We start from the raw sequence: 21,276 nt of genomic DNA on the forward strand, positions 1-21,276 counted from the left end.
GAAAAAACATGCTTTGGAAATTATCGCTTACTGGGATTAAAGGGCGTTTAAGAGATTATATTGTTTTATTTTCAGGTTTGGTTATGACTTCAGCTATTTTTTATATGTTCGAGTCAATCGCAAGCAATGAAGCGTTTTTAGAAAATAATTCTACCGTTGGATCAACTGTTTTAATTTTTCATTTTGGCTCGGTATTATTAGCAATCATTACTTTTGTATACATCCTTTATGCTAATTCATTTTTAATGGCGATGCGTCAGAAAGATTATGCAATGTTTATGATGTTAGGGGCTAAGGGCAGAAAAATTGCACAAATGATTTTTACCGAAACATTTGTTGTGGGTGCAACGGCGACCGTCGTCGGCTCTGCGATTGGTGTAGGGCTAACAAGTATTGTGGAACGAATACTCGTTGAACAATTAAACATTTCAATTACACATTTTACACCATTTAGTGTAAAGGGTATTCTGATCACTCTTTTCTTTTTTGCTGTTTTGTTTTTATTAGCAGCAATCACCAATGCTTTTTCAATTGTGAAAAAGCCAATTCTTACATTGATTCGTGCGGAAGCTACACCAACACGAATGAAACAAAATAAATTTTTATTTTTACTTGAAGTTGTATTAGGGGTTGTTTTATTAGGCGTTGGTTATTACGTTCTATCAGAAATTGCACGTATTGGATTGTCTGGTTTAGGGATTTCTCTCGTAACGATTTGTCTGGGAACCTATTTCATTTTCCATTCAGTGATTATTTTCTTCTTGTCTTTACTGAAAAAATCAGAAGGTATCTCATTGAAAAAGTTGAACAACTTTACCTTATCACAATTAAGCTTTAGGATTCGTGACTATACGCAAATGCTTTCAATGGTAGCGATCTTATTTGCTTTAGCTTTAGGAGCGTTAACGGTTGGTTTAGGATTCAGAAATCAAATCTCCGCATTGACCAATTCATCAAACGCTTATGATTTAGTTCTAAACAATGCACAAAAGATTGACCAAGGAAAAGTCAGAGAATTAAATCCAACGTCAAATAACATCTATGCTCAAAAAGAAGATGAACAATACGTTTATTACAATTATGATGAATGGGAAAAAGAGCCGCTTAGATATATTGCATATAGTGGGAACACTTTTGCGGATAACAAAGTAAAGACAGCAACTGCTGAAGAAATCGCAAATTCAAGTGAGTTGCAAGAGACATTAAGACAAAACGAATTACCTACGCAACAAGCGAAGGGAATAAAATTAGTTCGTGCGAGTGAATTCGATCAATTAGTGTTGCCAGAAACAACGTTACAATTAATTACAGTCAAAGATTTTGAAGCAAGTTTATCAGGTATCGAAACATTAGTGAAAGAAAATAATCAAGTCAATCCAGAGTTGAAAGATTACCAAGCCATGAGTGGACAAAAATATGAAATGTATCAACAAGTGAATGGTATTTTCTCAGGGATGGAATTTATGGGCTTCTTCCTAGGAATTGCGTTCTTAGCGATGTTAGCAAGTTGCTTGATGTTTAAGATTCTTTCAGGTAGTAAGAGCGATATTGGTCGATATACGATGTTAGAAAAAATCGGTGCGACTCGTGGTTTATTAAGACAATCGATTCGACGAGAAATTGGTGTTTTATTCTTAGCGCCTGGTATTTTAGGAGCGATCCATGTCTTATTTGGTTTAAGACTATTTGAATTTTTAATGAATGATCCATATCGTGATGTGTTGATACCATTCGGAATTTTCTTTGTCATGTACTTTATTTACTATGTATTGACTGTTTGGTTATATACAAGTATTGTTTTGAAAAGAGAGAAATAAAAATACTCTAAATAGGTGAAATTGGTTGGTTTCATCGATAGCACTTGTTAAAGAGACGAAAAAGAAGCATTGGTTCATCTGAGGTATTGACTAGGTAATATCAGCTTCTGGAATAAATTGTTCCATATGGATTACTGAAGTGGTTTGATGGACGATCCAATAGTTAAACAAAAGGCACACTCCTTTGATTTTTGTTCGTTACTTGAATCTTACAAGGTTGTGTGCTTTTTGTGTACGCTAAAACAAGAAACATCTGAGACATCACACGTTCACTCTAAACATGAATAAGCCGGAGAAGAGACTGAGACAAAACTTGTCTCAACCTCATCTCCGGCTTGTTTTCAGAGCTAGACACTTCTGTCATAGCTTTTTTTAAGTTAATCTACTCCATGATGGATGGATGATCGCTAAGTTTTTCAATAAAGGAATGGTGTCGGCTTTGACTTTAATGACAGTCGTTTTTGGAATTTCTCTGGCAGATAGTTGCAAGTACAATTCCCAGTAATTTGGTGTTTTCATTGTAGAAAGATATTCTGGTTTTTTCCTAATTGTTTTTAAAGACCAAGTGTCTACATCAACTAGCGACATCTCATTTTTATCCCAAGACACAGGTACTACCAAAGGTTTTGAAACATTTTTAACTTTGGTTTCTTTATTATCTTCTTTTTTCGGTTCATCGTATTTAGTTAAATCATACGATTCAATGATCGCATTCAATTTTTTGGCGTATTGTTTATCTGTAGCATAGCGGCCTTCCAGATACTTCGTTGCCTCTTTATAACTTTTGGCTTCAGATTTCCAAGTTGGTTTGTAGAAATCTTTGTTATTGGACAACCCGCCTTTGATCAATTTCGCATAGTCTTCTAAGCTTTCTTTATAAGAAGGGTATTTACGGAAGGTTGCATGGATTTGGTAATTTGCACCGTTGCTGTCTTGTTCCAAAGTATTGAACAAAACACTTTTTCCTTCATAAGTTCCTTTTATGCCAAACAGATTATAGTTTGGTTCACTTGCCAACAAACTATTGCCAGAACCACTTTCTAAAATCGCTTGAGCCATCATAACAGAAGCGTAAATGCCTTCTTTTTGACCAATTTCTTGCGCGCTTGTAGCAATTTTTTTCAAAAACTGATCTGTTGTTTGATTTTTTGTAAAGTTGAATGAATCATTTAAACCATCTAAAATCGACTGGTTTTTCAGTTGGTCAGTCACGCTTGGTAGACCTGCGATATTGACACGTACTGCAAAATCTGGTCTGAAATCAGCAATTGAAGTAATCCGAACTTTGTCACCTGGTTGAGGGGCATGAATAAATTGTCCATTACCAATATAAATCCCAACGTGGTGAGTGACACCTGAGGAAGGTCCCCAGAATACTAAGTCACCTGGTTGTGCTTGATCTACTGGAATCTGTGTTCCAGCGTATTGTTGTTCGCCTGTCCATCCACCGATATAATGACCAGTGGCTTTCATGTAAACATAATAAGCTAAACCCGAACAGTCAAATGTACTTGGTCCTTTTGCTCCCCAAACGTAGGGTCTGCCTAAATATTTATAGGCTTCTTTCACGATTTCTTTTTGAACTGCTGTCGTGTTTGTTGGTAAAGTTGTTTCAATCGGTGTTTTGCTGACAAAATCGGAGGACCCGTCTACAGGATTTTCAATTCCTGCCTGTTGACCTTTATTTTTGTCATTTGTTTGGTGATTGGAAGAATTATTGGTATTCGCTGAAACAACTGAATCGTTACTGGTTGACGTTGACGGTTTCGATTGTTCTTTTGAACTATCAGTTGGTTTATTTTTGTCTGTGCTAGGTTTCGTTGTATCATTAGGTTTTGTCGTTTGAGAAGAATCTTGAGTATTTCCAGCTGAATTAGTCGTATCCTGAGTAGAAGAGTCTTCAGATGGAACAGTTGGTGTGTTGAATGAAGCAGTCAATGATAGATCCATTACACCAACGACAAAGAATCTTTTTTGATAATTCACTTCTTGGGCACCATTTACTTGGAAAGAAAGTAATTTTTCACCTTTAGGAGGGGTGATTTCATAGAACACTTTCGTTCCTTCTTTCAACCCACTGACCGTGCCATTAGGTTGGATGGTCAACTCTTTTTCTTCTCGAGGGGCGTTACTGATAACAGACAGCTTAATTTTCCCCAGTAATTCGGGATTAACTGTCAGTGTATGTGTCGCAACTTCTTCCGCAGGTTTCTCCGTTGATTCGCCTGTTTCAGTCGTTGATGAATCAGAGGTTGATGATTCACCCGTTGAGCCAGTTGTGGCTGATGAATCTGTGGTGGACGATTCAGTTGTGTCTGTACTTGATGCTGTTGAAGTTACAGAATCACTTCCCGAAACAAGTGAGCTACTTGTAGTTGTTGGTTGGTTTTCTGTTGCAAAAACAGCTTGAGTCGATAAAATCGTTGGAGCAATCAGCCAAGATGCAGCAAGTAGGCGTATTGCTTTATTTTTGTTCATATGCGGTACTCCTTTTCTTTTTGCTTGTGACGAGTCTCTATGCTCATGCAACTGTTGTTAATACATAACAAAGATCTGATTTTTTTGATTAATAAGCTACGATTCTTTTTTCTAATAAGTCGCTTCGCTTTAACATTTTAATTATTCTGCATGCCATTAATTTGTTGGGGGAGAACAAATTTGGGGGAAATGGTCATACTACTTAAATTGTACCAAAGGAGATAGATTTCTACAAAATATTTGTAAAAATAACGACCGTAAAAAACAAAAAAAAAATAAAACACAAAAATACTTCATCATGTTTTATTTTTTTCTTCATAATTTATTCACAAATGCTACTTACACGCTTAGTTGAAGCTCTTTTTTTCAATTCTACTGGTAATAATTTTTCGCTCCATTCTTTTTCAGGCGACTGGATACGGGCTAATAATAATTGAGCAGCAGATTGACCTAATTCAAAAATTGGTTGAGCGATCGTCGTTAATTTTGGTTTGACATATTCACACATATCCACATTATCGTATCCAATCACACTATAATCTTCGGGGATTTTCTTTCCATGTTCTTCCAACCCACGATAAATACCAAAAGCGAGCTCGTCGTTTAAGGCAAAGATTGCGGTCGCAGAGGAATTAAGAATCGTTGGAACGACCTGGTACCCACCATTTTTAGAAAAATGAGTAGGTAGTAACAATAAATTGTCGTGCGAGAGCTGATAAAAATCTAGTGCATGTTTAAAACCCTCGATCCTACGATAGACGTTTTCAGGGGGATTTTGTGGATAAACGAGCGCAATGGATTGGTGACCTAAATAAAGTAAGTGTGTACCAGCCAAGTATCCTCCACGAAAATCATCTGTGCTGATCGCATCACTAAATCCTTCAGCCTTTTTTTGATCCAACACAATAAAAGGTCGATTTTGTTTCTTGAGATTTTCATTGATTGCTGTAGTCGAAACAGCGGAAGTAGCTATGATAAACCCATCGACGCCTCGTCGTGCTAATTCGGCTAAATACTCAATTTCTTTTTGATGGTCAGAATCAGCGTTACATAAAATCGTCACGAAGTTTTGTTTGTATAACACATCTTCAATTCCACGCATTAGCGTATTAAAAAAAGGGTTGGTGATATCCGGCACGAGGACACCAATCGTTTTTGTTTCTTTCGTAATCATTTGGCGAGCGACATAGTCAGGTTGATAGCCGAGAATGTCTTTTGAAGCAAGCACTTTTTCAACTGTTTTAGCGCTGAATTTTTCTTCATTACCATTTAAAATCAATGAAACAGTGGCAATGGAAACACCAGAATGTTTTGCCACGTCTTTAATCGTTATTTTCTTTTTCTTCATTCTGATACTCCTATCTAACGGTTACTTTTATTTTCCCATGGAAAACCAGCAATGTAAATGAAAAACAAGGCGTGTTTGGTTCCTTTATCTGGCTTCTTCGATTGCTTGAAGGATTTCTTTGGTTGTACGCACTCGTGCTGTTTTTGGAAACATTTTTTCAAAAAAGAGCGTATGAAGATCTAGATCTCGATCACTACAACCATCTTCGATAACAATAACATGGTAACCATGTTGAAAAGCATCTAAAGCGGTGGCATAGACACCGTTTGAAGTTGCTACACCTGAAAGAATGAGCGTATCGATCTTTCTTCGACGAAGTTGGGCATCTAAAGACGTTCCAAAAAAAGCACTTGGATTATGTTTAGTGATCGTGAGTGTGTTTTGTGTTCCTTTGGTGGTAGGTTCAAGTAATAAATCAGTAAATTCTTTAGGGGGGGTATAAAAAGCACCTGCTTGTGCTCGGTCATTTTTAGCACTCAAATACTGAAAGCTGGTAATATCGACATTGACTAGTATATTCCAAGCAGGTGTATGCTTTAACTGCTCAGCAATCAGTTGATTGTTTGAGAGGATGGTGGTTGCATCATAAGGGAATAATTGCCCAGAATTCACAATTCCTTTTTGGAGATCGATCGGTAAAAAAGCTGTTTTTGCTAATTCGAGTGGAATAGATGATTTTGTAGTAGTCATGGGTTTTCCTTCTTTCAATAAATAGATCGTTTTCCATGTAAGTAAAACATAATTTCTGTATTTGTCAATGAATCGTCTATCAAATCTTTAGTCTGATTCATTTCAATGGTAAAATAAAAAGTAGCGACTTTATTCGTAAAGAGATGGAGATGAGAGAAGAAGGATGAGCTATGTAGAAGTAATCAACGAATGTAAACGGTACAAAATGGGAGAAACAACGATTACCGCAAATGATAATATTTCATTTGCGATCAAAAAAGGAGAACTAGTCATTATACTTGGTCCAAGTGGTGCAGGGAAGTCAACTGTTCTTAATATATTAGGCGGGATGGATAAGCCAGATGAAGGGCAAATCATCATTGATCAGACAGACATCGCTCAGTTCAACGATAAACAATTGACCGCCTATCGTCGAACAGATGTCGGATTTGTATTTCAATTTTATAATTTGGTACCGAATTTAACAGCAAAAGAAAATGTCGAGTTGGCAACAGAAGTTTCACCAGATGCGTTAGATCCAGTGGAGGTATTGACACAAGTAGGTCTGGCACATCGGCTGGACAATTTTCCTTCACAGCTTTCAGGAGGAGAACAGCAGCGTGTTTCCATTGCTCGAGCATTAGCAAAAAATCCGAAATTACTTCTATGTGATGAACCAACAGGTGCGTTGGATTTTGAAACAGGGAAACAGGTGTTGAAGTTATTACAAAATGCGAGTAGAGAACATGGGAATACGGTGTTGATCATTACTCATAATTCTGCCTTAGCACCAATTGCTGATCGTGTCATCCATATCAACGATGCGAAAGTCCGTTCGATTGAAACAAACGATCATCCTTCAACCATTGATGAGATTGTGTGGTAAGGAGGGGCTATGAAAACAAAAACATATCTTAAAGCAAGTGCTAGAGAAATCAAACAATCGAAAGGCAGATTTATTGCCATTGTATTGATCATTTTGCTAGGGACCTTGTTATTCGTAGGCGTTAAAACGGCGGGGCCGGTTATGCAAAAAACGATGGATCACTATGTTGAAAAAGGCAATCTATCGGATTTACAAATCATTTCAACTGGTGGTTTAACGGAACAAGACGTAACTAGAGCCGAAAAAATCCCTGATGCACAACTGGAAACGGGAAAACAATTTTATTATTCCAGCTCAAGTAAAAACGAAGTTGTGCAAGTTTTTTCTTATAAAAAATCAAATAAACAAAACCTTTTAGAAGTAGTAGAGGGGCATTTACCAAAGAATAAAGACGAACTCGTACTAGATGAAAAAGCAAAAAGTCTAGGCTATAAAATAGGCGAAACGTATACGATCGATTCTGACAACGTGAAAAAGAAAGACTATCAAATTGTTGGATTTGTACGATCGCCACTTTTCATCAATAATTTAGAACGTGGTTTTGCCAATGTCGGGAACGGCACAATCGATTATTTTGTTTATTTACCTGAAACAGAATTTAACACAGACATTCAATCGGTTATTTATTTAACGTTTAAAAATGTTTCATTCTTTGATACTTATAGTAAAGAATATCGGGACAAAATGGCACAAAACCAAAAAAGCGTGGAGAAACTTTTCCAAGATCGACCAGCTGCACGTTTAACTGAACTAAGGGAACAAGCTAAGGAGTCTTTACAACCAGAAAAAGAAAAGGTGAGTGCTGGTCAAGAACAAATTAGTCTGGCACAAAGTCAATTGGCAGCTGCCAGATCCCAACTAGAGCAACAACGTTCAATGATCGAACAATTGCCTGAAGTACAACGAACAGTAGCAACTAATGAACTAGCTACGCAAGAAGCACAGCTAGCTGAGCAAGAAAAGCAAGTCGCTGAACAACAAGAAAAACTGAATGATGCACAGGCCCAAATTACCGAAAATGAAGAAAAGATCAATCGTTTGGAAAAACCAACCTATCGTTTCCAAGAGCGTTCAGATAATGTGGGCTTTCAAGAATTTGGTGATTTAGCTGAACGGATCGCAGCCATTGCTAATGTTTTTCCTGTTTTCTTCTTCTTTATTGCAGCATTGATCACTTTTACGACGATGACACGGATGGTCGAAGAAAACCGACGAGAAATCGGTACGTTGAAAGCATTAGGCTATACTAAATTTGAAATTGCAAAAAAATATGCTATTTATGCAAGTTTAGCTTCTGGTCTAGGAATTATTTTAGGAACCGTCTTAGGAACCAATCTATTACCAAGAATTATTTTTGAACTATCGAATGAACGCTATGATATCGGATCAGCAGTCATTTTTTATGATTGGTCTCCGATTTTACAAGCGGCAGTGGCGTTTTTTATCGCTGCATTTGGTGCAGCGATGATTGTCTTATTCAAAGATTTAAGAGAAAGACCGGCAGCTTTATTACAACCCAAAGCGCCAAAACCAGGCAAAAGAATATTATTGGAATATATCACACCACTGTGGTCAAGATTAAGCTTTAATCAGAAAATCAGTTATCGAAATCTGTTCCGTTATAAATCCAGAATGTTTATGGCAATCGTTGGGATTGCTGGTTGTGCTGGTTTAATGGTAGCAGGCGTAGGATTGAAAGACTCTTTAAGCTCTGTTTCTGATAAACAATTTGGCCCAATTACGAATTACCAAGCAATTGTCACTTTAGATGGAGAAACAGAAAACAGTGAAACAAAAGCAAAGGAACAGTTAGAATCCGATCCGAAAATTACTGATTTGCTAGCAGTAAACATGCAAACGATCGAGCTTCGGCAACAAGGACAAGCGACTCAAAGCGTTACGATGATCATACCGGAAACGTCAAAAGGTCTATCACCGTTTATTCACTTGATCTCATTAAAAGGACGTAACATGGAGTTGAATGATTCAGGAATCGTCCTCACACAAAAAGCTGCCGAACTGTTTGATGTATCTGAAGGAGACCGCCTTTCATTGTACACGGATGACCAAAAAGAGTTATCGGTTACGGTGAAAGCCATTGCTCAAAACTATTTAGGAAACTTTGTTTATATGAGCCCTGCCTATTATCAAAAAGTATCAGGAAACGAAGCTTCTACAAATGCTTATTTAGTTCAAGCTGACCCAATGTCTAAAAAACAAGAGAATGCTTTGTCAGAAAAGCTATTGGGAACCAATGCAGTAACAAATACGTCTTTTGTTTCGAAACAAATGGAAACCCAAGAAGAATCACTTGCGAACCTCGATTCAATCGTTGTGATTTTTGTCGTTTTATCAGGGCTGTTAGCGTTTATCGTGTTGTATAATTTAACCAATATCAATATTTCTGAACGAGTGCGGGAATTATCAACGATCAAAGTACTAGGCTTTTTTGATAAAGAAGTAACGATGTATATTGTGAGGGAGAATATTATTTTTACTTTAGTTGGTATTGTAGGTGGATTTGGCATCGGCTACGTCCTAACTGACTTTATTTTACAACAGGCTTCAATGGAGACGGTGATCTTCCCATTAGTGATCACTTGGAAAGCATATGCTCTTTCTGCTGTTTTGACTATTGTCTTTACAGTTATCGTCATGGTGGTGACCCACTTCAAACTAAAACACATCAATATGATTGATGCTTTGAAATCAAACGAATAAAAAAAGCTTCTTGCTAAAAGTTGAGTAGACTTTTGCAAGAAGTTTTTTTATTAGGTAACTGGTTGATGAAAAGAAAATTTGGTATAGGGAAAATAATACGCAGGTTTTGTTATGCCAATTTGTTTGATGTGCGACAGTTTATAATGGGTGAGGTCTTCCTATTAGAGGACTTAGCTCTGTCCTTGATAAACGCTTCCTTTTCCTTTATAATAGGATTTGTAAACTTGTATATATAAGTTGGAATAATAGCTGATTGGAGGCGAATGAGGATGTCGTTTAATGAGAAAGTAGTTTATCAAATTTATCCTAAATCTTATCGTGATAGTAATGGTGACGGGATTGGCGATTTAAAAGGGATCAAAGAAAAATTACCTTATCTGCATGAACTAGGGGTCGATATGATTTGGTTGAACCCCATTTATCCGAGTCCACAAAAAGATAATGGCTATGATATTTCTGATTATGTAGCGATTGATCCACTATTTGGAACGATGGAAGAATTTGAAGAACTAGTCACACAAGCAAAGAGCTATAATATAGAGATTATGCTCGATATGGTTTTAAACCATGTCTCAATAGAACACGAATGGTTTCAAAAAGCTTTAGCTGGCGATCGTTTTTACCAAGATTTTTTTATTCTAAGAGATGAGCCAACCGATTGGGTATCTAAATTTGGTGGTAATGCATGGGCGCCTTTTGGAGATACGGGTAAGTATTATTTACATCTCTATGATCAAACACAAGCAGATTTAAATTGGCGAAATGAAGCAGTGCAAGCAGAGTTGTTCAAAGTTGTTCGTTTTTGGATGTCTAAAGGGGTCAAAGGCTTTCGCTTTGATGTGATCAACGTGATCGGGAAAGATGAAGAACTCAAAAATAATGCAGAGAACCAAGGAAAAGCAGAATATACTGACAAGCCGATTACTCATACGTATCTTCAACGATTAAATCGGGAAACATTTGGTCAAGATCCAGAAATCATCACAGTTGGAGAAATGAGTTCAACGACGATTGAAAATTGTATTTTGTATACGGAACCAAGTCGGAATGAACTTTCGATGGTGTTCAATTTTCATCATTTGAAGGTTGATTACGAAAATGGAAACAAATGGAGTACGCCACCTTTTGATTTTGAAGCTTTAAAAAGTCTGTTCCATACATGGGGCGAAGCGATGAGTAAAGGAAATGGCTGGAATGCGTTGTTCTTAAATAACCACGACCAGCCAAGAGCCCTCAACCGCTTTGTAGCAATTGATAAATACCGCACAGAAGGGGCTAAAATGTTAGCGACGATGATCCATTTGAATCGTGGGACGCCTTATATTTATATGGGGGAAGAAATTGGGATGATCGATCCAGACTTTCAGCATATCGATGATTACGTCGATGTAGAAAGTTTAAATGCTTACCAAGAAATGCTGAACCAATCCTTCTCGGAAGAAGAAGCTTTTCGGCGAATCAAGGCGAAATCCAGAGATAACGCTCGGACACCGATGCAATGGACAAGCGATGAAACAGCTGGCTTTACCACAGGAACACCTTGGTTAGGTTTAGCAGCAAATCATGAGGTCATCAATGTAGAACAAGAACGTACATCTGAGCAATCGATTTTCGCATACTATAAAAAATTGATTCAATTGCGAAAACAATATCCTGTAATTGCATCAGGGGACTATCAAGCTTATGAACCCGATCATCCCCAAGTATACGGTTATTTAAGACAATTAGACGGACAAAAATTATTGGTTTTAACTAATTTTTACGAAAATGAAACGACCATAACGATCCCAGAAGAATTTGCTAGTGCCCAACCGCTTATCAGCAATTATGCCAATACTCTTATTCAAGAGGAATTGACCCTAAGACCTTATCAAGCGATCGCCCTGTTGATCCAGTAAATAAAAGATCAAGAGCAAAAAATTGGTAAACGATGAGCCGATAGTAACTGAGCATGATCTTTGTCTCTAAAGTAATAAAAAATTTTCATGAGTTTAACAAATTACTAATGTCCTTATGAGCAACTGTTTTGAAAAAAACGATGAATCGGTTGCAGATAAAATTTTACACGAGATATTTCGAAAGAAGATTGTATTTTTAATGAACCATCAGCTAGTGGGAAAACATTCGACGCTTAATCCATGAGTTATTGGATTAAGGTCGTTTTTATTTTGTCTAAAAACAAATGTGAGATAAGAAGAAAGAATCATGAAAAAATCGATTGAGTAATGATAAAATTGATTATCGCAAATCAAAGAATATGATGGAAGCAATAACCATTTAATGTATGCTCTCATCTAAGAAAAAAGAGGATACAATATCATTAATATACCTAGTGTAAGATGGACTATAAATCTTTTATTTGTATTTTGCATAAAACTTGCCTGAAGTTTTTCTGAAACCCAAACAAATTGTAATTCGTTTTTGGGATGGTCTATTAAATACTGTTTAAATATTTCGCGTTCCTTTTTTTTGGATTTAATTAAGTAAAAACCTGTAACAGCACTGATGGTAAGGGCTATTCCCAAATAGGGAATTATATAATTCAAATTTTTAGGAACGTCTTCAATAGGGAAAAAGTAGTGAATAACACGTTCCAAAATAAAAAAGACAATAACATAAATGATAAATGAAAATTTTCTTTTTAGAGCAAAAGAAGGATCCTTTTTTTCATAATATTGTGAGATTGCTTTTTTTCGTTTCTTTTGTTCTTGTTCAGTTAGGTTTGGAAAAGTACGCTCTCTTTCTTGTTTATATAGAGCCATGATATCTGAATACTCCTGTTGGATCTGCCTGACTTTGTAGACTGTATAAATAAAACTACCATAATATATTAAAGTAAACATAAATTTAATTAAAAGCATTATTTAGTTCTCCTTAAAGGCCTTTTTTTAATTATAGCAAACAACATTTGAAAGTAGCTTTAAAAATGTAATAAAAAAGAGAGTAGAGCAATAATCAGATTTTTTTCTGACTATTGTTCTACTCTCTTTTTTCTTTCACCTATTAACCTTTACATAAAGCGTAACATGTAGGTGAAATATTTCTTCAGATGATAAGTAGTAGAAGAAGCTTGATTGATTTCCTCGATCAATGAAAGAAATATATACAAAAAAACGTTATGGTAAACGATCAAAATTCAAGAATATTAATTGGAAATATTGAGCGTTAATGCTTAATTAGAACAAGTAAAATAAATGTTGCAGGGGAGATGATCAATACGATTTTGTCAGCTTCGGTAACAAAATGGACATTGGAAAGAGACATCAATTGAAAACAGGGGAAACACCTAAAGCTGATGAAGTGGTATTGACGAGAAAATAATGATCAAAAATAAGAGAAAAAAAGGAGTAAATATGAGTAAGAAAAAATTAACAGCAAAACGTAAAAAACAGCTATTAACGATGTTTGCGGTGGCTGGTGTGATGGGGAATACTGGGATCGCACCAACGATGGCATTAGCGGATACTTTGTCACCAACAGCTGAAACTGCTACTGAACAAACACAGGCGAATGAAGCAAAAGAAGTCATCGATCAAACGATACAAAACGTCACAGATCCGTTAGTAAACCCAACGGATTCAACCACTACAGCTAGTGATTCATTAGCACCAACGGATGAAGCAACGGATGAAACAACGGATGACGCCCAAGAACAAGCAACAGCACCGACTGCCGAAAGTGAAGGGGATGCAACTAATCCAACAGCTGAAGCGCCAAAAGTAGCGCAAAAATCGAACGTGGCAGCAGTTTCTAAGATAACAGGCACATGGGGTACCAGCTCGTATACTTTTGATGAAAATACAGGAGTATTGACAATCGGAGCAGGTGAGTTAAGTCGATATACAGAATCCCCATGGAATAGCAAAAAAGTATCAGCGGAAGCAATCAGGAAAATTGTCTTATCTGGAAAAGTAGTTGCTCCGGAAAATTCTTGGGCCTTATTTGGTGGTAGTCAATTGCAGAATGTAACTGAAATCGAAGGGTTAAGTCAACTGGATACCAGTAAAGTAACAACTATGGGAAATATGTTTAGAGCTTTGAGTAGCATAACAAGTTTAGATGTAAGTGGCTTTGATACCAGTAACGTAACAAATATGAATGATATGTTTTGGGGTATGAGCAGCGTAACAAGTTTAGATGTAAGTGGCTTTGATACCAGTAACGTAACAACTATGATTTATATGTTTAACGGTCTGAGTAGCGTAACAAGTCTAGATTTAAGCAACTTTGACACTAGCAAAGTAACAGATAGGTGGAATATGTTTGGTGATACTCCACTTAAGAAATTAATTCTAGGAGATACCTTTAAATTTGTAAAATCAGCCAACGGACCAGCAGGCCTTACTTCTGCGTGGATGAGAGAAGATGGCAAAGGGACGTTTTATACAGCAGCAGATTTCATGAACAACTATGGCACTGGTGACTTGACTGCTGGCACGTATGTTTCTGCTACAGGATGGTGGGGTACCAGTCCGTATAATTTTGATGAAAACACAGGGACATTGACGATCGGAGCAGGTGAGTTAAGTGGCTATGAAGAATCACCTTGGAACAGCGGAACAGTGGATCTTGAAGCAATCAAGAAAATTGTTTTGTCTGGAAAAGTAGTGGCTCCAGAAAATTCTAAATTCTTATTTAGTACAAGTACCGCTGGTAAGGATCTTACGAATGTAACTGAAATCGAAGGGCTAAGTCAACTGGATACCAGTAACGTAACAGATATGAGTTATATGTTTCATGGTATGAGCAGTGTAACAAGTTTAGATGTAAGTAGCTTTGATACTAGTAAAGCTACAGATATGGGTTATATGTTTCGCAATATGAGCAGTGTAACAAGTTTAGATGTAAGTGGCTTTGATACCAGTAAAGTAAAAGATATGGGGTATATGTTTAGAGGTATGAATAGCGTAACAAGTCTAGATGTAAGCAATTTTGACACTAGCAAAGTAACATCTATGTCTTATATGTTTGCTGATACTCCACTTAAGAAATTAATTCTAGGAGATACATTTAAATTTGTAAATGGAACTGGAGCTCTTACTTCTGCTTGGAAGCGAGAAGATGGCAAAGGAAAGGCTTATACAGCAGATGATTTCATAAAAAACTATGGCACCGGTGATTTGACTGCTGGCACGTATGTTTCCGTTGAAACAGGCACATGGGGAACTAGTCCGTACACGTTTGATGAAAATACAGGGGTATTGACGATCGAAGCAGGTGAGTTAAGTGGTTTTGTAGAATCGCCATGGTACAAAAACAAAAAAGTAGATGCTAAAGCAATCAAGAAAATTGTCTTGGCTGGAAAAGTAGTTGCTCCAGAAAATTCTTTTTTATTATTTAGTGGAAATACCTCGGCTGACAAACCTACGAATGTAACTGAAATCGAAGGGTTAAGTCAACTGGATACCAGTAACGTAACAGATATGAGTAAAATGTTTAAAGGTATGAGTAGCATAACAAGTCTAGATGTAAGTGGCTTTGATACCAGTAAAGTAACAAATATGCAACATATGTTTTCCGGTATGAGCAGCGTAACAAGTCTAGATGTAAGTGGCTTTGATACCAGTAACGTAACAGATATGGCTAATATGTTTCGTGGTATGAGCAGTGTAACAAGTTTAGATTTAAGTGGGTTTGATACCAGCAAAGTAACAGATATGAGTGATATGTTTCTTAAAGCTCCGCTTAAGAAATTAATTCTAGGTAATCACTTTAAGGCGGTTGGAGACACTGGTTTATCAGCACCGAAAGCATTGAACGATGGAGATCAGCTGACAGGGAATTGGATTCGTGAAGATGGTCAGTCCAAAGGCTATTCACCTGCTGACTTTATGACAAATTACGGAACTGGTGATTTAACGGCAGGAACTTATGTGGCAGAACTAGTGAAAAGTGAGTTGAAACCACAAGAATATCATGTAGGAGATGTCAATATTACTGGAACCTACACAGGGGATATGTCTCTCGGACGATTAACCGTTAATGGCAAAGTGGTCAGCTGGGGCGGTAGCTTCAAAGATGGTCAATTCAGCTATTATGTCGGTGTTGGCAAATTAAAAGTCGGTGACAAAGTCGTATTAGATGGCTACAACAAAGAGAAGGAATTGATAGATTCAAAAGAGATTGAAGTGATTTCCGAATCTTCAGGATCAATTGATCAGGTGGACACTTATAAGCTAGGTGATTCAACCATTACTGGAACTTATACGGGGGATATCCATAAAGGAAAACTAGTAGTGAATGGGGAAGTAATCAGCTGGGGCGGAACCTATAAAGATGGTAAGTTTAGCTATTATGTGAACTCTCAAATCATCAAAGCAGGGGATCAAGCAACGATTCAAGGCTATGATAAATTCGATACACCACTAGGGGACCCGCAACCAGTGACTATAGGAGAACAACTGGGTCAATTAACAGAAGCCCATCGTGTGGGAATCAGTACAGTAATCGAAGGAAGCTACACAGGCGATGTTTACCAAGGAATCTTGTTGGTCAATGGCGAAAAAGTTAGTCAAGGCGGTAGCTTCAAAGATGGCAAGTTCAGTTATTATGTAGGAAACCTCAAAGTATCAGAAGATGATCAGGTAGTCTTGATGGGTGCCAACAATCGAGGGCAACAAATTCCAGGATCAGAGATTGATGTCACTATTCAAACACCAACAGCTGAAATCAACGAATTGACTTATAAAATCGGCACACAAACGATCAAAGGAGCCTATGGCTCTGATACCCAAGTCCACCAAGGACACTTGTTTGTCAATGGTAAACTGATCAGTAAAGGTGGGAGCTTTAAGGATGGGGCAATCAGTTATTATGTGAAGCCAGATCTAATCAAAGCTGATGATCAAGTAACGATGAATTTCTATGATGGAAGTGGCAACTTATTGGCTGAAAACCAAACAGTGTCTGTAAATTAAGGAAAAAACAAATTAATGTAAGTCTAAAAACTGGGGCATTGATTAGAAAAAATCTGATCAATGTCTCAGTTTTCTTGATTTAAGATACGCTCAAAATTAAAACAGGTTGAGCTAAATGAGGAATACCGGAATGTGTACAGAGGTTTATATTTTGTGTCAAATAAAATTAAAAATTTATGCCATTTAAAAAGAAAAGTGACACACAAAAAATACATTATATCAGGGGTTTCTTCTTTTTTAAACTTGTGAACTTAGCTGTTTTTTCCCTTTCTATTCTTACTTTTTAGTTTAAAAATATCTATTGTCATTGTGTCGATCAAATCTCCATTTTCTGGACACTAATATCTAAAAATAAATATGATGTAAAATTATGCGTTACTTAGTGTTATGTAGTAATCACACTGATCAACCTGCCAAGATTCCAATCACAACCACCTTTGAACAACATGAAACAACGATGACTAATAACAGTGGATTTAACGCTTCGCAAAATCCATTGGATGGACAATGATATTAGCAATGATGATTTCCCATTCTGATTGTAAAAGATCAATAAAGTTGATATAATGAATACGAAAAGAGGAGTTGCGCTAACAACTCCCTTAACAGCACCGTTTAAGACGGTGACCAGTTTAATATTATTTTTGAAAAATAATCGTCGACCGGCTAAAGCTGACGGTTATTTTTTTTGATTGTTGTTTACAACTGCCAAGATTCCAAAAATGATTGTTGCGATTAAAGAACCGAAACCAATCATTAATCCTAACGCCGTTTCAACAGGCAAAAGGCTTCTCCTTTCTGTAAGATTTTGGAAGTACGCACATACGCACCACCTCACTTTCAATCGGATAGCCACCGTCACAAACTTTACTGTCTTGATTATTATTAGCATATCTAAAATCGATTAAAAATTCTCGATTTTAGTTGTTTTTTCTATAATTTTAGCGAGGTGATCGTGATGGAATAATCTATTGTTTTACTCGGTAAAATTCAGGAAATCAAGACACAGCCATTGCTTGTGCGATTTACATTACCAATGAGCCCTGAACCAATCAATCAGTGGTCAATATAGAAATAACGGATAAATTGCTTATTTTGGAAGAAGGCAATTATACTATTTCAGTAACAGGTCACTTCAATAAACGGAATCACTTAGTCATTGAATCGATGTAAATTAAAAACCCCAATCATTTTATGCGATTGATGAGCATAAAAAAGAAGAGCTGCACTCCTAAATGTGGATTGCAGCTCTTGTTGTTTTACATAGATACAGGAAAAAAGGTCTGTTTAGTAGAGACTGGGACAATAGTCTTCTTCAGTAAGAAAATAAGCTTGGTCGTCCTAGTCCCTCGTTTTTTTGAGAGATGTTCCAGACTTTCTTTACTCTTTTTCAAAGTAGTCTTTTTCCGAAAATTCTGCTTTTTGGTAGACACCCTGATCGCCATAATACTTGTTGTAGCGTTGTTTGAACTTTTTAAAAGTAAAGACAACCAATAATTTGATCAATGTGTAAATTGGGATACCAAAAATTACACCCATGAGTCCTAGTAAATCACCCATCACTAATAAAACAATCAAAATAGTGATTGGATGGACTTGAAGGCGATTGCCCATAACTCGAGGGATAACTAAGTCCCCATGAAGTAATTGGACGATGAACCAGACCAAAACAAACTTAATTGCCATGAATGTCGAATCTTGGAAAGCAATAAACAATCCAGGAAAGAAGGCAATAAATGGTCCAATGTAAGGAATGATACATAAAATCCCAGCTGCGATTGCTAGTATGCTTGCAAATTCTAAGCCGATCAATAAAAATGTGACCCAATAAACAGCTCCTAAGATGAAAGAAGCAATGATTTGCCCTTTTAAGAAATCACCTAATTGTTGATTGGCGATTTTAGTCAATGTCCGAAAATCTGTACGGAACTTGGGTGGTACGATCCCTAACACAGCTTGATAAAATTTCTGAGGATCTCTTAATAAGAAGAACGCAATGATTGGACCAGTAAACAATGTAATAAAGGTAGATGTTACTGCTGAAAAGATATTCCCGATACTTTGTGCACCACTTTCCCAATAATCGCCAATAAACGAGGCAAAATTAGACGTCCAATCATCAATCGATGAAAAGAATTGATCGAATGTGTCCGCAAAAGGTGTTTGCGCTAGGAAGTTTTTCAAAGTTTGTATAAAATCGTTAAATAAATCAGGAAAACTAGTCATTAGTGTTTTGGCTTGTTGCTCCAAGAAAGGAACTAACCAAACACTCCCTAAGCCGATCAAAAATAAAATAATGACATAAACGATAGTAACAGATAAATTTCTAGATAGTTTTCGGCTCAAACGTTTGATCAACGGGTCTAGTAAATAATATAAAACTAACGCAAATAGTACTGGGGCGAGTGTCGTTGCAAAAATCACAAAAAATGGTTTAAAAATAAAACCGATCTGCTGAAAAAAATAGATCACTAAAGCTAACATAATCAACAACCCTAATACATAATAGGAAGTCGTTCCTCCTAGAAAACGTATCAGACGAGACTGATCTTTAGAATTATTCTTCAATTTATTACTCCTTTCAATGTACTAAATCGCTCTAAGTTCAAGATAAAAGTAAAAGGAAATTGTTTTTTACCTATCGGGAACGTCAAGCTGATTTATCTTATTATAGTCGGAACTAGTGACAAAAAGAAAATGATACTGTTCAGAAATGGCTAGAAAATAAAAAGAAATAGTTTTAAGAAAACGCTTGACTATTTATTTAGCGATATGATAAATTAAATCCTGTTGCTAAAACGTAAAGATTACGATTTGGTAACTTTAATCGTAAAATGAAAGAAGATGAAGGAGTGTCGTCAAATGAAGCGTTTGGTTTATTTATTAGGGATAGTAGTTACTGTTTGTATACTTGCCAGTTGTGGCAATCAACAAGAAGCCGCGAACAAAAAAGAAAAATTGCAGGTGATGACGACTTTTTATCCAATGTATGATTTCACGAAAGAAGTAGTGGGAGATGAAGGAGAAGTTGAGTTATTGATTCCTGCTGGGACAGATTCACACGACTATGAGCCATCAGCAAAAGATATGGCAAAAATTCAAAATGCGGATGTCTTTGTCTATAACAACGAAAATATGGAAACCTGGGTACCAGCAATCCAAAACACATTGAAAGAGGGGAATGTGTTAGCAGTCAAAGCGACTGAAGGGATGTTGTTGTTACCGGGTAGTGAAGAAGGACATGACCATAGTCATGGCGAAGCAGGGCATTCTCATGAATTAGACCCGCATGTTTGGTTAGCTCCAAGTTTAGCAATGAAACAAGTAAAAAGTATAAGGGATCAACTGATCACAAAATACCCCGATAAAAAAGAAGCCTTTACTAAAAATGCGGAGAATTATTTAGAAAAATTACAAGAACTTCATCAGAGTTATCAGGATACCTTAAGTAAAGCAAAACAAAAATCTTTTGTTACCCAACATGCCGCATTCAACTATTTGGCATTAGAGTATGGACTGAATCAAGTGTCAATAGCTGGCTTATCCTCAAGTGAGGAGCCTTCAGCCGCAAGAATTGCTGAATTAAAACAGTTTGTAAAAGATCATGGGATCAAATATATTTATTTCGAAGAAAATGCTAAAGACAGTATCGCTAGAACTCTAGCAAATGAAGCCGGCGTTTCTTTGGCTGTCTTGAATCCTCTAGAAGGTTTAACGAAAGAACAACTTGCAAATGGTGAAAACTACGTAACCATAATGAAAGAAAACCTCAAGTCGTTACAAAAAACGACAGATACAGTGAATCCACTGGAAGCCACACTGACACCAGAAAAAGAAAAAAATGTATATAATGGTTACTTTGAAGATTCAGCTGTGAAAGACCGCAAATTGTCCGATTGGAAAGGGCAATGGCAAACGGTCGATAACTATTTAGCTGATGGAACCTTAGATCCCGTATTTGAGTATAAGGCAAAAATCGATCCAAAAAAATCAGCAAAAGAGTACAAGGATTATTATACCGTCGGATACCAGACGGATGTCGAAAAGATCAAGATTGACGGAGATAGAATGGCATTTACTTTTAAAAATGGTGAGACGAAGCAATCATCTTACCGATATGCAGGTAAAAGAGTTTTGAATTACGCTGCAGGAAATCGAGGCGTACGCTACTTATTTGAAGCAGTAGAGCCAGAAAGTGGCGCTTATCGATATGTACAATTCAGTGATCATTCGATTGCACCAACAGATTCGGAACATTTTCATATCTATTTAGGGAATGAAAGTCAAGAAAGTTTACTGGCAGAAATGGATCATTGGCCAACTTTTTATCCAGTGGAGATGAGTGGGCAAGAAATTGCGCAAGAAATGCTGTTACATTAAACTACAAAATAGGAACAAGAAAAGATAAATAAGAAAAAATGAGCAAAACAAACAGACGAG

At 36.7% G+C, this 21,276-nt stretch carries 13 protein-coding genes; 7 read left to right on the forward strand and 6 right to left on the reverse strand.

The window, feature by feature from the left end:
- The first annotated feature begins 8 nt into the window (after positions 1-8).
- Positions 9-1,817, forward strand: a complete 1,809-nt coding sequence (locus IGJ11_RS01465; RefSeq protein WP_207431857.1) for an FtsX-like permease family protein — start codon at positions 9-11, stop codon at positions 1,815-1,817.
- A 372-nt stretch (positions 1,818-2,189) separates the two neighbouring features.
- On the opposite strand, the gene IGJ11_RS01470 is transcribed toward IGJ11_RS01465, so the two are convergent.
- The 3 genes from IGJ11_RS01470 to IGJ11_RS01480 all read right to left on the reverse strand — a co-directional run bounded on the left by IGJ11_RS01470 (position 2,190) and on the right by IGJ11_RS01480 (position 6,333).
- Positions 2,190-4,295: a glucosaminidase domain-containing protein gene (locus tag IGJ11_RS01470; RefSeq protein WP_207431858.1), complete on the reverse strand. Its 2,106-nt coding sequence runs from the start codon at positions 4,293-4,295 to the stop codon at positions 2,190-2,192.
- 322 nt (positions 4,296-4,617) lie between these two features.
- Complete coding sequence (rbsR, locus tag IGJ11_RS01475; protein WP_178286893.1) at positions 4,618-5,643, reverse strand: ribose utilization transcriptional repressor RbsR; 1,026 nt, start codon at positions 5,641-5,643, stop codon at positions 4,618-4,620.
- A gap of 84 nt (positions 5,644-5,727) precedes the next feature.
- On the reverse strand, positions 5,728-6,333 hold the full coding sequence (locus IGJ11_RS01480; RefSeq protein ID WP_207431859.1) for a cysteine hydrolase: 606 nt from the start codon (positions 6,331-6,333) through the stop codon (positions 5,728-5,730).
- A gap of 163 nt (positions 6,334-6,496) precedes the next feature.
- On the opposite strand from IGJ11_RS01480, the gene IGJ11_RS01485 reads away from it, so the two are divergent.
- From IGJ11_RS01485 to treC, 3 genes are all read left to right on the forward strand, one after another.
- Positions 6,497-7,198, forward strand: a complete 702-nt coding sequence (locus IGJ11_RS01485; protein ID WP_010720230.1) for an ABC transporter ATP-binding protein — start codon at positions 6,497-6,499, stop codon at positions 7,196-7,198.
- A 9-nt stretch (positions 7,199-7,207) separates the two neighbouring features.
- The gene (locus tag IGJ11_RS01490; protein ID WP_207431860.1) at positions 7,208-9,919 is read left to right on the forward strand and encodes an ABC transporter permease; all 2,712 of its coding nucleotides are present in this window, start codon (positions 7,208-7,210) and stop codon (positions 9,917-9,919) included.
- Positions 9,920-10,188: 269 nt separating this feature from the next.
- On the forward strand, positions 10,189-11,817 hold the full coding sequence (treC, locus tag IGJ11_RS01495; protein WP_010736944.1) for an alpha,alpha-phosphotrehalase: 1,629 nt from the start codon (positions 10,189-10,191) through the stop codon (positions 11,815-11,817).
- 396 nt (positions 11,818-12,213) lie between these two features.
- Here the strand turns inward: treC and IGJ11_RS01500 are convergent, their stop codons facing one another.
- Positions 12,214-12,780: a hypothetical protein gene (locus IGJ11_RS01500; protein WP_207431862.1), complete on the reverse strand. Its 567-nt coding sequence runs from the start codon at positions 12,778-12,780 to the stop codon at positions 12,214-12,216.
- 492 nt (positions 12,781-13,272) lie between these two features.
- Here IGJ11_RS01500 and IGJ11_RS01505 point away from each other — a divergent pair, with 492 nt between their 5' ends.
- Both IGJ11_RS01505 and IGJ11_RS01510 read left to right on the forward strand, forming a co-directional pair.
- Positions 13,273-16,836, forward strand: coding sequence for an immunoglobulin-like domain-containing protein (locus tag IGJ11_RS01505; protein WP_207431863.1), 3,564 nt, complete (start codon positions 13,273-13,275; stop codon positions 16,834-16,836).
- A 370-nt stretch (positions 16,837-17,206) separates the two neighbouring features.
- Positions 17,207-17,347, forward strand: a complete 141-nt coding sequence (locus IGJ11_RS01510) for a hypothetical protein (RefSeq protein WP_161298828.1) — start codon at positions 17,207-17,209, stop codon at positions 17,345-17,347.
- A gap of 168 nt (positions 17,348-17,515) precedes the next feature.
- On the opposite strand, the gene IGJ11_RS01515 is transcribed toward IGJ11_RS01510, so the two are convergent.
- Together IGJ11_RS01515 and IGJ11_RS01520 are read right to left on the reverse strand one after the other, a co-directional pair.
- Entirely contained in the window at positions 17,516-17,620 is a 105-nt protein-coding gene (locus IGJ11_RS01515) for a putative holin-like toxin (RefSeq protein ID WP_223603620.1), read from the reverse strand.
- 596 nt (positions 17,621-18,216) lie between these two features.
- The gene (locus IGJ11_RS01520) at positions 18,217-19,404 is read right to left on the reverse strand and encodes an AI-2E family transporter (RefSeq protein ID WP_010720222.1); all 1,188 of its coding nucleotides are present in this window, start codon (positions 19,402-19,404) and stop codon (positions 18,217-18,219) included.
- A 294-nt stretch (positions 19,405-19,698) separates the two neighbouring features.
- Between IGJ11_RS01520 and IGJ11_RS01525 the strand changes: the two genes are divergently transcribed.
- The gene (locus tag IGJ11_RS01525) at positions 19,699-21,216 is read left to right on the forward strand and encodes a zinc ABC transporter substrate-binding protein AdcA (RefSeq protein ID WP_207431864.1); all 1,518 of its coding nucleotides are present in this window, start codon (positions 19,699-19,701) and stop codon (positions 21,214-21,216) included.
- Positions 21,217-21,276: the final 60 nt, after the last annotated feature.

This window comes from Enterococcus sp. DIV0691 (assembly GCF_051711145.1).
GTDB classification, from domain to species: Bacteria; Bacillota; Bacilli; order Lactobacillales; family Enterococcaceae; genus Enterococcus_B; species Enterococcus_B hirae.

Excerpts from the sequence above, each read along its gene's own strand:
- IGJ11_RS01525 (WP_207431864.1), top strand. The coding sequence starts at position 19,699 with ATGAAGCGTTTGGTTTATTTATTAGGGATAGTAGTTACTGTTTGTATA.
- treC (WP_010736944.1), top strand. The coding sequence starts at position 10,189 with ATGTCGTTTAATGAGAAAGTAGTTTATCAAATTTATCCTAAATCTTAT.
- IGJ11_RS01490 (WP_207431860.1), top strand. The coding sequence starts at position 7,208 with ATGAAAACAAAAACATATCTTAAAGCAAGTGCTAGAGAAATCAAACAA.
- IGJ11_RS01465 (WP_207431857.1), top strand. The coding sequence starts at position 9 with ATGCTTTGGAAATTATCGCTTACTGGGATTAAAGGGCGTTTAAGAGAT.
- IGJ11_RS01470 (WP_207431858.1), bottom strand. The coding sequence starts at position 4,295 with ATGAACAAAAATAAAGCAATACGCCTACTTGCTGCATCTTGGCTGATT.
- IGJ11_RS01505 (WP_207431863.1), top strand. The coding sequence starts at position 13,273 with ATGAGTAAGAAAAAATTAACAGCAAAACGTAAAAAACAGCTATTAACG.
- IGJ11_RS01485 (WP_010720230.1), top strand. The coding sequence starts at position 6,497 with ATGAGCTATGTAGAAGTAATCAACGAATGTAAACGGTACAAAATGGGA.
- IGJ11_RS01500 (WP_207431862.1), bottom strand. The coding sequence starts at position 12,780 with ATGCTTTTAATTAAATTTATGTTTACTTTAATATATTATGGTAGTTTT.
- IGJ11_RS01510 (WP_161298828.1), top strand. The coding sequence starts at position 17,207 with ATGCGTTACTTAGTGTTATGTAGTAATCACACTGATCAACCTGCCAAG.
- IGJ11_RS01480 (WP_207431859.1), bottom strand. The coding sequence starts at position 6,333 with ATGACTACTACAAAATCATCTATTCCACTCGAATTAGCAAAAACAGCT.
- rbsR (WP_178286893.1), bottom strand. The coding sequence starts at position 5,643 with ATGAAGAAAAAGAAAATAACGATTAAAGACGTGGCAAAACATTCTGGT.